Genomic DNA, 16,404 nt, shown 5'->3' on the forward strand with positions numbered 1-16,404 from the left:
TCTTTGCGCCACTATGTCTACAGATCAGAATAAATTCCAGGCGATTATATCGCATTGTAAAGAATACGGTTTTGTGTTTCAGTCCAGCGAAATATACGACGGACTTAGTGCTGTATACGACTACGGCCAATACGGCGCCGAGCTGAAGAAAAATATCAAGGACTACTGGTGGAAAAGCATGACCCAGCTGCACGAAGATATCGTGGGGATCGATGCCGCCATCTTTATGCATCCTACCACCTGGAAGGCATCCGGGCACGTGGATAATTTCAGCGATCCCATGATCGATAACAAGGATAGTAATAAACGCTATCGCGTAGATCACCTGATAGAAGGTCATGCCGAAACGCTGTCACCCGAAGCAGGAGAGGCATTGCTCGCACAAATGGACGAGCTGCTGAAAGAAAATGACTTCGCAGGATTGAAAACACTGATAGAAGAAAATAAAATAAAATGTAGTGTAAGCGGCACCGTTAACTGGACAGAAGTACGTCAGTTTAACCTGATGTTTTCTACACAGCTGGGCAGTGTGACCGATGAAGCCAGCGAAATATACCTGCGTCCGGAAACCGCACAGGGTATTTTCGTGAACTTCCTCAACGTGCAGAAAACCGGCAGGATGAAGATCCCCTTTGGTATTGCGCAGATAGGTAAAGCTTTCCGTAATGAAATTGTAGCCCGTCAGTTCATTTTCCGTATGCGTGAATTTGAGCAGATGGAGATGCAGTTTTTTATCCGCCCTGGCACACAGAAAGAGTGGTATGAGAAATGGAAAGAAGAGCGTTTGCAGTGGCACCTGAGCCTCGGTACCGACCCGGCTAAATATCATTTTAAAGATCACATAAAACTGGCGCACTACGCAGATGCTGCCGTAGATATTGAATACGAATTTCCTTTTGGTTTCAAAGAAGTGGAAGGGATCCACTCCCGCACTGATTTTGACCTGAAGCAACACCAGGAATTCAGCAAAAAGAAATTACAGTATTTCGATACCGAAATCAATCAGAACTATGTTCCTTATGTGATAGAAACCTCTATCGGTCTGGATCGTATGTTCCTGCTCACCATCTGCAATGCATATGAAGAACAGGACCTGAGCACACCGGAAAAAGCGGATAGCCGCGTAGTATTAAAATTGCCTGCTAAATTATCTCCCATTAAACTGGCGATATTCCCGCTGACGAAAAAAGATGGTTTGCCGGAACTGGCGAAAGAACTGATGAATGAATGTAAGCCGTTCTTCCACTGTTATTACGAAGAAAAAGATAGTATCGGCAAACGTTACCGCCGCCAGGATGCCATCGGTACGCCTTTCTGCATAACCATTGATCATCAGACCAAAGAAGATGGTACAGTGACCATCCGTCACCGTGATAGCATGGAACAGGAACGTATTCCGTTGTCTGAAGTGAGAAACCTGGTGCTGAATAAAATCGTGTAACTTTTACGGGCTATAGTCGTTCTAAATGCATATCATCTCTTCCTATGCATATGCAAAAATTAGTAATGGCTGTAGCCCTTTTTCTGTGTTGTTCCGCGTTATACGCACAGTTTCCGCGTCACCCTTCCCACCGGGTGAAGAAACCGGTACCCGAATCTCCTCCTGTTTATTATGAACCGAAAATATGGCCGAATGTCGTATATGGAAGCCTGTTAGGTCCTGCCTGCGGCTTTGGTGTCAACTATGATGTGCGCTTTACACAGCGCCGTGTTGGTTGGGGAGCCCGGGTGGGGATTGGATTTGCACCGGAATATGCAGAATCCTGGTCTAAAAGCAGTAGTTGGCCTTTAACGATTCCTTCCCGCAATCCCACAGATACGATCAGGCACCGGGTGTATGTCAATAACAGACCCAGTATTTTTGGCGGTATCAACTATGTTTTGGGGCAGCCGGATGGTCATTGCATGGAGGTGGGGGCCGGCCTCACCTATTTATTTGGTGATTCGCTGTGGTTTGAAGAAGGCGTGAGTGACCACACCCTGCTGGGTTGGCTGTCTATCGGGATGCGCCGTCATTTTATCGATAAACGTTTTATGTTTAAAGTGGCATTCACGCCGATGTTTTCCTCCAATAGGGTAACGCCGAACGGAGAATTGGGATTTGGATATTGCTTTAGCAGATAGTGACTTTATTATCCATAGAGCTCCAGGTGAATATCATGGCGGTCATAGCCCATGGCTACGATCCGTTGTCTGGCTTCATCAATCATGGCTTTCCAGCCACAGAGGAAAAAGTGGGCAGGCCGTTTTTCGGCCTGTAAAATTTCCTCATAGATGCTGTGTACATAACCTTTTTTACCGGTCCAGTTATCTTCCCGGCTGAGGGTAGGAATATAGTGGAAACCCGGTAACTCTGCCATCAGTTGCTGCATTTCGGCAGCATACAGCAGATCCTTTTCATAACGGCAGCCAAAGATCAGGTGTATATTGGGATGCGGAATGTTATGCAGCCGGATGTAATGCGCCATCGCGCGGAAAGGCGCAATGCCCGTACCTGTACAGATAAAGAACAGCTCCTTTTCTAACAGTGCCGGTAGTACGAATACACCCAGTGGGCCGCGTAATTGCAGCTCACTCCCTACTTTTATTTCATTAAAAAGATAGGTACTTCCCGCTCCGCCTTCTAACAGTACGATCACCAGCTCAAATTCATTGCTGCCATCGGGATGAGAGGCAATGGAATAACTGCGCCACCGCTTATTCTTTTTTTCATGGATGGGGAGATCCAGGGTTACAAATTGTCCGGGTTTAAAATCAAACCGTTCCATTTCAGGAATACGGATCCAGAAACGACGCGTGTTATGCGTTTCATCCACCAATTTGGTTACAATACCTGTATGCCATATTTCCTGCATGAAAGTTGAGTTTTGTCCTACTGAATATAATGAAATATTTAGGGATTTTGATATTTTTTGATTTAGTTATTTGAAATGCTGTGGAGATGAAGAAACGTATCCGCTGCATTTCAAATAACTAAATCTCAAAATTCTAAAATCCGTAAATGTTCGTATCTTTGCATCCTTCATGAATTTACAGGCTGTATTACAATTATTTCAACGTGATGCGCGCTTGCAGTCGCTGGTGAAGGGGATTCAATCACCCACCCCACAATACTTTCAGCTTTCTTCCCTCAGTGGGAGTGCAATAAATTTTGTGGCAGTAAGCACCTGGGCGCATGCAGATGCAAACCATCTCTTTATTTTAAACGATAAAGAGGAGGCAGCCTATTTCCATAACGATCTGGAAGAGCTTAGTCAGGCGCTTGATATTTTTTATTTCCCCGACTCATTCAAAAAAACCGGACAGTTCCATGAGCTGAACAGCAGCCACAGCATGCTGCGTACAGAGGCGCTCATGAAACTATCCGCCGATAGCGTCCGCAAAAAAATACTCGTTACCTACCCGGAAGCACTCTGGGAAAAGGTAGCCGGCAGCAAAGCATTCAGCACGAATATGGTGCAGCTGAAAGTAGGCGATATACTAAAAGTAGATCCCCTGCTGGAACAGTTGATCGGCTGGGGATTCCATGCCACTGATTTCGTGTATGAACCCGGACAGTATGCAGTAAGAGGCGGTATCCTGGATATCTACTCTTTTGGAAATGAAAAACCCTACCGGATAGAATTATTTGGGGAAGATATTGATTCCATCAGGTTGTTTGATCCGGAAACACAACTGAGCGAACGTAAGCTCACGCAGGTGACCCTGATCGCCAATATGGATACACATACGGTAGATCATAATAAAACATCGCTGACAGAATTTCTTCCGGCCAATACCATTGTGTGGATCAAAGACCCTGCTTATGTACAGGGCGTGATTGAACAAATGGAGCAACGGCTGGATGACTGGCTGCAAACCGGGCAGAAAGTAAAGGTGGATGAAGACGAAGAAATGGTGTTGCAGGAAGATGATTTTGTGAAGGCCGCACCACTGATGCAGCAACTGCTGCAAAAACATACCATCGTATTTGATGGTAAGAACTGGCTGGAAGAGAAAGGTTATCATCCGCAGACAATCCTTTTTGAAACGGAAGAGCAACCCGTATTTAACAGGCAGTTTGATCTGTTACTCAAAGATCTTGGAAAACACAACAGCAATAAATACAGTCTTTTTATTTTCGCTGATAATCCGCGGCAGCTCGAACGCCTGCGGAGTATCTTCGAAGACCTGAAAGCAGATTTTGTTTTCTTTCCCATACCCGTAGCCATCAGCCACGGTTTCATTGATCACTCCCTGAAGATCGTTTGTTATACAGACCACCAGATTTTCCAGCGTTTCCACAAGTCGAGGGTAAAGCAAGCCTATAACAAGAACAAGGCAATTACCATGAAAACCTTGCGGGAGCTGCAACCGGGCGATTTTGTGACGCATATTGATCATGGTGTAGGGATGTACAGCGGGTTACAGAAAATTGAATCCGGTGGCAAAATGCAGGAAGCGATCCGCATCATTTACAAGAACAACGACCTGTTGTATGTAAATATCAACTCCCTGCATAAGATCAGCAAGTACACCGGCAAGGAAGGTGTAGAGCCCCGTGTAAATAAACTGGGTAGTGATGCCTGGGATAAGCTGAAGGAAAAAGCAAAAACACAGGTAAAAGATATTGCCAAGGACCTGATCAAGCTGTATGCTGTACGTAAAGCGCAGCAAGGGTTTGCGCACACACCTGATACTTATCTGCAAACGGAACTGGAAGCTTCTTTTATTTATGAAGATACCCCCGATCAGAGTAAGGCTACCGCAGATGTGAAACGCGATATGGAAAGCCCTGCCCCGATGGATCGCCTCGTTTGCGGTGATGTGGGCTTCGGTAAAACAGAGGTAGCTATCCGCGCAGCTTTCAAATCTATTGTAGATGGCAAGCAGGCTGCTGTACTGGTACCTACCACCATCCTGGCTTTCCAGCACTTTAAAACATTTTCCGATCGCCTGAAAGATTTCCCCTGTACGGTGGATTATATCAACCGGTTTAAATCTTCCAAAGAAAAAAAGGAAACATTAAAACGACTGGAGGAAGGAAAGATCGATATTATCATTGGCACGCATGCCTTGCTGAGCAAGGATGTTAAGTTTAAAGACCTGGGCGTGCTGGTGGTAGATGAAGAACAGAAATTCGGTGTTTCTGCGAAAGAAAAACTGAAGCAGATCAAACATAATGTAGATACCCTAACACTAACGGCAACGCCTATACCAAGAACGCTGCAGTTTTCGTTGATGGGTGCCCGTGATCTTTCTATTATCAATACACCGCCGCCAAACCGGCAGCCTATTGAAACAGAAGTGCAGGTATTTAACCAGGACCTCATCCGGGAAGCCATCTATTATGAAGCAGAAAGAGGCGGACAGGTATACTTCATTCACAACCGCGTAAAAGGGTTGGGTGAAATGGCCGGCCTGATACAGGGGCTTTGCCCCGATTTGTCCATAGCTACGGCCCATGGCCAGCTGGAAGGACATCAGCTCGAAGAAGTAGTGATGGACTTCATTGACCGCAAATACGATGTACTGGTGTGTACCAATATCGTGGAGAGCGGCGTGGATATCCCGAATGCCAACACGATCATTATTAATAATGCGCACCATTTCGGACTGAGTGATCTTCACCAGCTCCGTGGCCGTGTAGGACGCAGCAATAAAAAAGCATTCTGTTACCTGCTGGCGCCACCTATGAGCACATTACCGGCTGATAGCCGTAAGCGCCTGCAAACCCTGGAGCAGCATAGTGAACTGGGTAGCGGCTTTCAGATTGCCATGCGCGACCTGGATATCCGTGGCGCCGGAAACCTGCTCGGTGGCGAGCAAAGCGGCTTCATGGCGGAAATAGGCTTCGATATGTACCAGAAAATCCTGGACGAAGCCATCCGTGAATTGAAACAAAATGAATTCCGTGACCTGTTTAAAGAACAGCTGGAAGAAAAGAAAGACTTTATCAGTGACTGTACTATTGATACAGACCTCGAAATACTCATCCCCGATACTTATATAGAAAGCATCCAGGAAAGATTAAACCTTTACCAGGAACTGGATAATATAACAGAAGAAGGAAAGCTGATGGCTTTTGGCGAGGAACTGGCCGATCGCTTCGGACCATTACCCGATCCGGTAAAAGACCTGCTTACTATGATCCGGTGTCGCTGGATGGCGATACAGCTTGGCTTTGAGAAGATGATGCTCAAAGAAGAAAACCTTCGTTGCTATTTCATCAACAACCCCGATTCACCCTATTTCGAATCTCCTACGTTCAATCATCTTTTGACGTATATACAAACCCGTACCAACAACGCCAAACTGAAACAGGTGGGCAAAAACTTCATGCTGGTTGTTTCCCGTATCCGCAATATGAATGATCTGCACGACTTCCTCAAAGGAATTGTAGATAGTAGAAAATAATTTTCCTGTAACATTTTAATGGTATAACCGTTTCATATCTAATATGAAACAGATAGCGATCTGTAATAAAGTGATTTAGAAAAGCTAACTTTTTTAAACACGTTTATGGAATCAGGTTATGCTATCGCATCATGTGGGTGTAATTGAAAAAGAAAACAAATTTTTTGAATAAAGTAAAACAACGACACATGAAAAAGGTAATATTATTAGCCGCAGGATTATTCTTTGCATACAGCACTTTTGCACAGCAAACAGACAAAAAACAACCCGTAAAAAAGATTGAGGTAAACGGTTCTGCGGAAATGGAAATCACGCCGGATATCATCTACATAGATATTTCCCTGAAAGAATATCTGAAGAATAAGACCAATAAAGTAAGCATCACTACTTTGGAAAAACAACTGCAAAAAGCCGTTCAGGATGCAGGTATTGCAAAAGAAGATTTCACCATCGAAAATGTGGAAGCCAACAACTACCGGATCTTAAATGCCAGGAAAAAGGATGATAAAGAATTTCTGGCCGGCAAACAGTTTCGTTTGAAATTGAGTAAGCTGGATAAAATTAATGCTATCCTGGCTGCCGTAGATGCAGATGGTATTGAACGTGTAAATGTATCTTCCTACAGTCATACAAAAATGGAAGAGTATCGCAAAGAAGTAAAAATTAAAGCTTTGCAGGCAGCAAAAGCAAAAGCAGATTATTTACTCACTGCGATAGATGAAAAAATGGGTGGCGTCATTGAAATACAGGAAATAAATACAGATCGTAATGTTGATTTCCGTGCTAACGCTTTAAGCAATGTAGCGATGTATAAAAGTGCGGATGCGGCAACAGAAGACTTTGCCAGTGCAGATTTCAAGACTATCAAAGTTCGTGCGGAAGTAAATGCTACTTTCAGTATCAAATAAATAATACCCCGTTTAATACAAACAAAAGAGGTTGTCCCGTAATGGAGACAACCTCTTTTTTGTTGTAGGTAAGATCTGATTAAAAGCTATATCTCAGGCCCAGCTGCATCTGATGACGGGATGCAAAGAAATCTTTTGAGTAAGGTGTACCCGGATTAGCGAAAGTATACGTAGGATAATTATTAACCACTTTGCCGGTAGGGTTCAAACCTACGCTCGCAGTAGAGTTGAAGGTATTCGGTGAAAAGTATTGAATACCCCATTCTTTATTCAGCAGGTTGGTCAGGTTCACAATATCATAAGTCAATGTGATAGTATGCACACGGTTACCTGATTTTACGTTGAAGTCCTGGCTGAAACGGAAGTCTGCCTGTGTATTCCAGGGAGTGCGTCCGCCATTACGTTCTGTGAAATTACCTTTGCGGCCATTCAGGTATTTATTGCTGCTCACATAGTTCATGAAATCAGCACCCTGTTGTGCAGCGGTGGCACCACCGGCAATATCTGTGAAGAAGTTGGCGGCTTCGGTGGCATCCTTTGGAATGTAAGCCAGGCTTACCTGTTGCGGTGTACCCTGTACGGTAGCATTTACAAAACCGTAGCTATATGGCAAACCGGAAGATGTATTGAAGAACAGGGAGAAACCGGATACCCATTTCCCTTTGGTACCCCAATCCTGTTTGTAGTTAACGGTAGCTACAATGCGGTTGCGTACATCGAAGTTGGAATAAGCCAGTCCCGGATTGTTCGGGTTCAGCGCCTGGTTCAACTGCCAGTTGGATTCCATTGAGTTACGAATACCGTTTGTCAGATCTTTCGCCTGTCCGTAAGTATACGCGGTCATGATGTTTAAGCCAAAAGGGAATGCCTTGCTCACCTGTGCAGTAATGCTGTAACGGTACCCCTGGTCTGTATTAGACAGGAGATAAGCATTGGTGTACAGCGGATTTATTTTCTTACCGGAGTAAATAGGTTGTAATTTATTGACGTCGTAAGCATAGTAAGTTGGATTGTCTACCAGGTTAACCTGCTGGAATTGCAGATCTTTGATCACTTTGGTATAAATACCTTCCAGGGTAAATTTCCATTGGTTACGTGTGTTGTAATCCAGTGCAAGACTGCTTCTCCATACCTGTGGCATTTTGAAGTTGTTGTCAATCATATCTACCTGTGTAGCGCCTTGTGCGTCCGTTACATTTACACCATTTTGTTGTGCAAAGTCTGCAATACCATTTGGTGTTGGTTTGGCAGCTGGATTAGGTGTATTTACAAAAGGTTTGGAAGATGATTTCTGATCATAAGCGCCGTAAGTAACACCATTGTTATAGAAGGCATAGCCTAACCATGCAAATGGAATACGACCTGTGAAAAAGCCGCTACCACCGCGTAATACCAGGCTGTTATCTCCTTTGATATCATAGTTAAAACCTAAGCGCGGAGAGATCTGTACATTATTCAGGAAATCATTTTTGATGTTGCCTGGTTTTGTATACGTATAGGTGTTACCGTAGTTTGGATCTTCCGGTGCATGAATGGTTTTATCACTCAGCGGTTGTTTATTTGGAATACCGGTATAATCTACACGGATACCGGGTGTAATTCTGAAACGGTCTGTGAGTTGGATTTCATCCTGTCCGTACACACTCAGCAGGTTTGCTTTGAACTGTGCGGGAGGATTAGCCATGATATAATCGCGTGAGTTATTGGTATAATTATAATTACCGCGTACACGGGCGGGATTGTTATTCAGGAAGTCTTCTATGCTGTTGTAATCCAGGCGTCCGTTCCAGGAGTTTACAAAACCATAGGTGATATTATAGAACTCGTTGTGTGTACCTAAAGTAATGGTATGATTGCCTTTAAACAAAGTAACGTTGTCGGTGATCTCAAACGTTTTTTGTTTCATGTTAAAGATACTCGCTTCGCGGTCTGTACCAAGGAAGATAGTAGAGCCGGGTGCTCTGCCTTTAATCTGGATCTGCGGTACCGCAGGATCAGACAATGGGTTTCTGTAATCATGCACATTGGAATAGCCAACGATCAGGCTATTTGAAAAGGTATTACTGAAATTACTTTTCAGTTCCGCTACTGTAGAGGTCTGGTTATTTACCTGTTTGAAATCGATGCCTTTGAAGCGGAAGTTCTGTTGATCACGTTCGAGGTTTGTTGCATCGGAAGTGATGGTATTATTACGAACAGATAACTGGTGTTTTGAATTGATATGCCAGTCTACCCTGTTAAAGAATTTAGTAGAGTTGGAATAGATGCTGGTATTGCCGGCTGTACCCGGATCTACACCGTAGGTTTTCATCACAGCGGTAATATCATCAGCGTCTTTTTGTGTGAGGATGCCGCCGCCATCAGCAGAACCTGCCGCGAGGATCACGGGATCTACACGACGGGTAATTTCTTCGTTGGTGAAGAAGAATAATTTATCCTTGATGATAGGGAAACCTAAACGGATACCACTCTGGTATTCGTGAAAGTCGTTGGGTAGTTTGGAACCATCGCCTGCATTGTTCTTTCCGATCATAGCGGCGTTGCGGCCATAGCCATATACGGAACCATGAAATTCGTTAGTACCACTGCGGGTTACCGCGTTTACACTACCACCTAAGAAGTTACCCACTTTTACATCAAATGGCGCCAGTAATACCTGTATGTCCTGGATGGCATCCAGTGATACAGGGTTGGTACGCGTGCTGCTGCCGGGTTGTCCGCTCGTGCTGCTTTGTCCGCCCGAAGAAGGACTGAAGCCAATAGCATCGTTATTGATAGCGCCATCCAGTGTTACGTTGTTATAACGGTAGTTGGTTCCGAGGAAGGAGTTGTTATTACTTTGTGGTGTTACTTTTGTCAAGTCCTGTAAGCTACGGCTTAGGGTGGGCAAGGATTTAATCTGTTCCTGTCCTACGCGGGTGCCACCTGCTTTACCTGCACTGCCGGTTACTACAATCTCACTCAGGGCAGTAGATTCTTCCTGTAGTTTGAAGTTGAAGTTGGTAGTACCCAAGCTCAGGTTGACATCCTCTTTTGTTTCTTTCTTGTATCCTATAAAAGATACGGTGATGCTGTAAGGTCCACCAGGATTGAGGTTTGGCAGAATGTAACGGCCATCGCCATTTGTTTGTGCACCGGATTTAGCGCCGGTGCTGGTGTTTACAATTACCACGGTAACACCGGGGATTGCCTGTCCACCTGCATCCGCTACTTTACCGGATATAATGGAGGTGGTGATTTGCGCGTGGGCAGTATTAGAAAATAGAATCACAATAAAGCCCGCAATTAGCGTAACGATAGATTTCATAAAGCCTGTAAGTATTTACTGATGCAAAGGACGGAGTCCAAAGCAACCAGAATGTTAACAGATCATTACGAAATTGTTAAGGACGACTTAAAACAGGCTTAAAATGGCATGCGGAATTATTTTTATTGTTAAAATAATATTGCAATGCCTTGAAAATAAACAACCCCTGTTGAGGCTACCGTGAGGACACGTCTCTGGTTATTGCATCCTGGAAATACAGGCCCGGTGGCTTTAGCCCGGGCCCCATGGTGGCCTTAACAGGCAGGGGCGCTTCTGAATTTTAAAAGATAATTGCTTAAAAATTGACTTTAAAAGTCCCGTCCGTTAAAGGTTTTTCCATGTCACCGCTGATTAATGTGCCGGAGAATGTTCCCTCCGCTTGTTTACTATTAATACTTTCAATTTTAACCGTGATTGTTTTTCCTATATATCCAATACCGTCCTGTTGTATTTTCATCAGCGACAGTTCCACACCGGTTGTATATTGGCCGGTATGTATGGAGTCTGGGAAAGTGATCATTAATTCCAGGTGATGACCAAAGTTATTCGTAACACCATCTATGACCATTGTTTTTCTGTGTGCTGAAATGGTGTCAGTAAAATAGGCTTGTGTGGCGTTGGATCTGAAAAGAAGGGTGTCCACTTTAAAGGAAAAGGTACTTATGGGGCTGATGTCATTCTTCTTAGGATCACAACCGGTGAGAGCTGTGGCTGCAGCGGCAATAACGGCTGTAACAAATAGTTTCAAACGCATAATTTTAATTTTGTTCTGCATGCCGATCTATAAAGGGAAACCGGCGCTGGCCTGCAATAGCTGCGGCCAGCGATTAAAGTGACATAGGGAAACCGGTTAGTTTTACTGGCATAGGGATAAAATGCTGGTGCAATATATGTATAAATATTTAAATTTAATAAATAAATAATAAGTAGAAGTCTGCCGGGATCAGGATAAGGCTAATTGCACCAGTATTATTTCATTACCATATAAATCCTGGAAAAGAAGAAGGTAGCCTTCGGGTGTTTCTATCGCTTTTAGGGGCTGTATTGCTGCCTGAAATAGCATATTTAACAATATTTTTGTATGGTAATTGCGTATTATTACGCTCTTTGAGAGTTTACATTTAAAAGCGCATTATGTCATCGGAAGTGATTAAACAATTACAGGAAGCAGTGCAGTTTTCGCCGGAAAATGTGCCTTTGCGTTTACACCTGGCGCAGGTGCTGTTGCAGGATTACGAATATGTGCAGGCAGAAGAACAGTACCGCAAGGTATTGGAACTGTCGCCTGAAAACGCTGCTGCGCAGCTGGGACTGGCCCGTACCTTTTATCATCAGCAAAAATATTCAGCCGCTATAGTGGTGTTGGAACAACTGGAACATCATGAACCCGATCATTTCGACGGCCTGTTGCTCCATTGCCGCATCCTGGTAAAGGAAAATTCCATGGAAGCTGCCAGGGATATCTATCAGCATCTGCTGCTGCTCAATCCCGGTTTCCGGGACGAAGCCCTGGATGGACATTTCCGCTTACCCCAGCAACAATATGTACCTACAGACGAAGATGATGATGAGGAGGAAGATGATAAAGTATTTACACTGGAAAAGCCGGACATCAATTTTTCCGATGTAGGAGGAATGGAAAGAGAAAAGCAGGAAATAGACCTGAAGATCATTAAACCCCTGCAATTCCCGGACCTTTACAAGGCTTATGGGAAAAAAGCCGGCGGCGGAATCCTGCTATATGGCCCTCCGGGTTGTGGTAAAACTTACCTGGCAAAAGCTACAGCAGGACAGATCCAGGCAGAATTTATCAATGTAGGTATCCATGATGTACTGGATATGTGGATCGGTAACAGTGAAAAGAACCTGCATAGTTTGTTTGAACTGGCGCGGCAGAGCAAGCCCTGTGTGCTCTTCTTCGATGAAGTAGATGCACTGGGTGCCAACCGCAATTCCATGCGTAACAGTGGCGCCAGTCACCTCATAAATCAGTTCCTTTCTGAAATGGACGGCATTGCTGCCAATAACGAAAATGTGCTCATCATAGGGGCTACCAACGCACCGTGGAGCCTGGACCCGGCATTCCGCCGCCCTGGCCGTTTTGACAGGATCATTTTTGTAGCGCCACCGGATACTGCCGGCCGCGAAGAGATCCTGAAACTGCAACTCCGCAATAAACCGGTAGATGATCCTGATTATGCGGCATTGGCGAAAGCTACCAACGGTTACTCGGGCGCCGATCTGAAAGCTATTGTGGATATAGCTATCGAAGAGAAATTGATGGAAGCACTCAAGAAAGGAGTACCTCAACCTATCTCACAAAAAGAATTAATGAAAGCCGTTAAAACACACAAGGCTACTACCAGGGAATGGTTTAATACAGCCCGCAACTATGCACTCTATGCAAATGATGCCGGCCTGTATGATGAAGTACTGAAATACCTGGATATTAAGAAATAACGTTTATGGCTGTATTAATTCAGCGCGCTCAACTGCTGCTACAGCAGGGTCGTTACCAGGATGCGCTTACCACGCTGCGGCAACACCTGAGCACAAGCGCCAATGATATTGACGGGCTTTTCCTGCTCGCTGTGTGCTACCTGGAAATGGATAATTCGGAGGAAGCAGCACAGGTTATCAGCAATGCGCTGAGCCTGGCGCCTGATGATGACCGTTTTTTATATTTACAGGCGCGCGTATCACTCAATAAAAATCAGTTAGATCCTGCTATCCGTGCCATCAGGGAGGCGGTAGCGATAAACCCGTATCAGGCTGATTACTTTGGTATGTGGAGTCAGATACTGTTGTTTAAGAAAGATTATCCCGAAGCCCTGAAAAAGGCAGAAGAAGGACTGGCTGTTGACCCTGAAAATCAGGCTTGTCTTAACCTGCGGTCGCACGCACTTTTCAGCCTGGGCCAAAAAGAAGCGGCTTTTTCTGATCTGCATGAGGCGCTGGAGCACAATCCGGAAAATGCCTATACACACGCCAATCTCGGCTGGAAATGGCTGGAGGCGGGCGATCACCGCAAATCACTGGAACACTTCCGGGAATCACTGAAAATTGATCCTAACCAGCAGTGGGCCAAAAGTGGAATGGTGCAGGCCATGAAAGCAAAGTACTGGCTGTACCGCCAGTTCCTCAACTACGCTTTCTTTATGGGGCGTCAGAAAGCCGGTACTCAATGGATCATTATCATCGCCATTTTTATATTGACGCAAATTGCCAGCCGGGTCTTTTTCCCGATATATGTATTACTGGCGTTGCTGGCTATTTCTACGTGGCTGATTGCGCCGGTGAGTAACCTCTTCCTGCGCCTGAATCCATATGGGAGATATGCGCTTACGAAAGAACAGACCCATGTGTCCAATATGGTAGGTATACTGCTGTTGATCGCGCTTTTAGCGGCGGGCATCTTCTGGATCACCAATATACCCGGTGTTCTCAGTATCTGTATTTGTGCGGGCGTATTATTGTTGCCGGTATCCAGCATCTATGCACCTGATGGCGAAAAGAGCCGCCGTATTTTCAGGATCTATACGTTGTCTTTAGCAGGAATGGGCTTGCTGGGAATTGGCTTCGCATTTATCAGCAACGATTCTTTTAATATATTCGTTACCGTTATGCTGATCGGGGTTTTCCTTTATCAGTTTTTAGCGAACTACGTTATTTCAAAAGAGAAATAAAAATATTTAGGGATTTTTTGATTTACGAATTTAGGAATTTAAAAATGCAGCGAAAACCTACACGGTAATCTTCGCTGCATTTTTAAATTCCTAAATTCGTAAATCAAAAAATCCCTAAATATTTATGCGTCTATCTTGGCGTATTTCGCGTGAGATTCAATGAATGCTCTGCGTGGCGGTACTTCGTCACCCATCAGCATACTGAATACGCGATCGGCTTCTGCGGCGCTTTCAATCGTTACCTGTTTAAGGGTACGGTGTTCAGGGTCCATGGTAGTACTCCACAATTGTTCTGCGTTCATTTCACCCAAACCTTTATACCGCTGAATAGTAACACTGTCTTCTTTACCGCCGGCAGCCAGCTGTATAGTCGCCATTTTACGTTGATCTTCTGTCCAGGCATACACTTGTTCCTTACCTTTTTTCACGAGGTATAATGGTGGTTGTGCGATATATACATATCCCTGTTCTACCATTGCCTTCATATAACGGAAGATAAAGGTCAGGATCAGGGTAGCGATATGGCTACCATCCACGTCCGCATCCGTCATGATGATCAGTTTGTGATAGCGGAGTTTGGAGAGGTTCAGTGCTTTATCATCTTCTTCTGTACCGATGGTTACACCGAGTGCCGTAAAGATGTTTTTGATTTCATTATCCTCGTAGATCTTGTGTTCCATGGCTTTTTCCACGTTCAGGATCTTACCACGCAGCGGCAGGATAGCCTGATAGTTACGGTTACGGCCTTGTTTGGCAGTACCACCCGCCGAGTCACCTTCCACCAGGTACAGTTCACATTTTTTTGGATCATTATCAGAGCAGTCAGCCAGTTTACCGGGTAAGCCGCTGCCGGTCATCACGCTTTTGCGTTGAACCATCTGGCGGGCTTTACGGGCAGCTTCGCGGGCCTGTGCGGCCAGCACTACTTTGTTGATCACTGTTTTAGCTTCCCGTGGATTTTCTTCCAGGAAAGCATCCAGTACGGCAGCTACAGAGCTGTCTACCACACCCATTACATCGGAGTTACCGAGTTTGGTTTTGGTCTGGCCTTCAAATTGCGGCTCAGGAACCTTTACGCTGATAACGGCGCTCAGTCCTTCGCGGAAGTCATCTCCGGTAACTTCTACCTTCGATTTCTCAAACATTTTATTCTTATCACCATAAGATTTGAATACACGGGTGATAGCACGGCGGAAACCAGCTACGTGTGTACCTCCTTCGATGGTGTTGATATTATTAACATAGGAGAAGATATTCTCACTGAAGGCATCATTATATACCAGCGCCACTTCTACCATTACATTAGACACCGGGTCATGTGCTTCCACATAAATCGGAGCCGGTAACAGCGGATTACGACGGCCGTTCTTGTCCAGCATCTGGATAAATTCCCGGATACCACCTTCACTATAGAAGACTTCCGTGAAAATGTTCCCTTCTTCGTCCTTTTCCCGCTCGTCAAACAAGGTGATCTTGATTTTGCGGTTCAGGTAAGACAGTTCACGTAAACGGCCAGCCAGGATTTCGCGGTTATAGGTTCTTTCCTTGAAGATGTCGCCATCCGGTCTGAAAAGAATAGTAGTACCGGTAACATCGCTTAGGCCTATTTCACGTACAGGATACTGCGGCACACCGCGCTGGAATTCCTGTTCAAATTTTTTCCCTTCCCGTTCTACGGTAACGTACAGCAGTTCACTCAATGCGTTTACGCAACTTACGCCCACACCGTGCAAACCACCTGATACTTTATAGGTGTTCTTGTCAAATTTACCTCCGGCATGCAGCACAGTCATCACTACTTCCAGTGCGGAACGTCCTTCTTTAGGTATGATGCCGGTGGGGATACCACGACCATCATCATACACCCGGATTGAATTATCCTCGCAAATGGTCACATCAATATTTTTGCAATATCCAGCCAGGGCTTCATCGATGGAGTTATCCACCACCTCATATACCAGGTGGTGAAGTCCTTTCGTGCCAATGTCGCCAATATACATGGCCGGACGCTTACGCACCGCTTCCAGACCTTCCAATACCTGAATACTCCCCGCATCATAACTGTTGCTGGGGCTAGTTGCTTGCACTAATTCTTCGCTCATATGTT

At 44.9% G+C, this 16,404-nt stretch carries 10 protein-coding genes; 6 read left to right on the forward strand and 4 right to left on the reverse strand.

Annotation, left to right across the window (positions count from 1 at the left end):
* The first annotated feature begins 13 nt into the window (after positions 1-13).
* Both ABQ275_RS25540 and ABQ275_RS25545 read left to right on the forward strand, forming a co-directional pair.
* The gene (locus ABQ275_RS25540; RefSeq protein WP_349315982.1) at positions 14-1,441 is read left to right on the forward strand and encodes a glycine--tRNA ligase; all 1,428 of its coding nucleotides are present in this window, start codon (positions 14-16) and stop codon (positions 1,439-1,441) included.
* Between the two features lie 50 nt (positions 1,442-1,491).
* The gene (locus ABQ275_RS25545) at positions 1,492-2,124 is read left to right on the forward strand and encodes a hypothetical protein (RefSeq protein WP_349315983.1); all 633 of its coding nucleotides are present in this window, start codon (positions 1,492-1,494) and stop codon (positions 2,122-2,124) included.
* Between the two features lie 8 nt (positions 2,125-2,132).
* On the opposite strand, the gene ABQ275_RS25550 is transcribed toward ABQ275_RS25545, so the two are convergent.
* Positions 2,133-2,855: an FAD-binding oxidoreductase gene (locus ABQ275_RS25550; protein WP_349315984.1), complete on the reverse strand. Its 723-nt coding sequence runs from the start codon at positions 2,853-2,855 to the stop codon at positions 2,133-2,135.
* Positions 2,856-3,024: 169 nt separating this feature from the next.
* Between ABQ275_RS25550 and mfd the strand changes: the two genes are divergently transcribed.
* Positions 3,025-6,396 carry a transcription-repair coupling factor gene (gene mfd / locus ABQ275_RS25555; protein WP_349315985.1) on the forward strand — a complete coding sequence of 1,124 codons (3,372 nt, stop codon included), beginning with the start codon at positions 3,025-3,027 and terminating at the stop codon, positions 6,394-6,396.
* 188 nt (positions 6,397-6,584) lie between these two features.
* On the forward strand, positions 6,585-7,304 hold the full coding sequence (locus ABQ275_RS25560; RefSeq protein ID WP_349315986.1) for an SIMPL domain-containing protein: 720 nt from the start codon (positions 6,585-6,587) through the stop codon (positions 7,302-7,304).
* Positions 7,305-7,383: 79 nt separating this feature from the next.
* Here ABQ275_RS25560 and ABQ275_RS25565 read toward each other — a convergent pair whose 3' ends face one another.
* Together ABQ275_RS25565 and ABQ275_RS25570 are read right to left on the reverse strand one after the other, a co-directional pair.
* Complete coding sequence (locus ABQ275_RS25565) at positions 7,384-10,611, reverse strand: carboxypeptidase regulatory-like domain-containing protein (RefSeq protein ID WP_349315987.1); 3,228 nt, start codon at positions 10,609-10,611, stop codon at positions 7,384-7,386.
* A gap of 295 nt (positions 10,612-10,906) precedes the next feature.
* Positions 10,907-11,365: a hypothetical protein gene (locus tag ABQ275_RS25570; RefSeq protein WP_349315988.1), complete on the reverse strand. Its 459-nt coding sequence runs from the start codon at positions 11,363-11,365 to the stop codon at positions 10,907-10,909.
* A gap of 380 nt (positions 11,366-11,745) precedes the next feature.
* Here ABQ275_RS25570 and ABQ275_RS25575 point away from each other — a divergent pair, with 380 nt between their 5' ends.
* Positions 11,746-13,071, forward strand: a complete 1,326-nt coding sequence (locus ABQ275_RS25575) for an AAA family ATPase (protein WP_349315989.1) — start codon at positions 11,746-11,748, stop codon at positions 13,069-13,071.
* Between the two features lie 5 nt (positions 13,072-13,076).
* The gene (locus tag ABQ275_RS25580; protein ID WP_349315990.1) at positions 13,077-14,297 is read left to right on the forward strand and encodes a tetratricopeptide repeat protein; all 1,221 of its coding nucleotides are present in this window, start codon (positions 13,077-13,079) and stop codon (positions 14,295-14,297) included.
* Positions 14,298-14,419: 122 nt separating this feature from the next.
* Here ABQ275_RS25580 and gyrB read toward each other — a convergent pair whose 3' ends face one another.
* On the reverse strand, positions 14,420-16,399 hold the full coding sequence (gene gyrB, locus ABQ275_RS25585; RefSeq protein WP_349315991.1) for a DNA topoisomerase (ATP-hydrolyzing) subunit B: 1,980 nt from the start codon (positions 16,397-16,399) through the stop codon (positions 14,420-14,422).
* Positions 16,400-16,404: the final 5 nt, after the last annotated feature.

This window comes from Chitinophaga sp. MM2321 (genome assembly GCF_964033635.1).
Taxonomy (GTDB): domain Bacteria; phylum Bacteroidota; class Bacteroidia; order Chitinophagales; family Chitinophagaceae; genus Chitinophaga.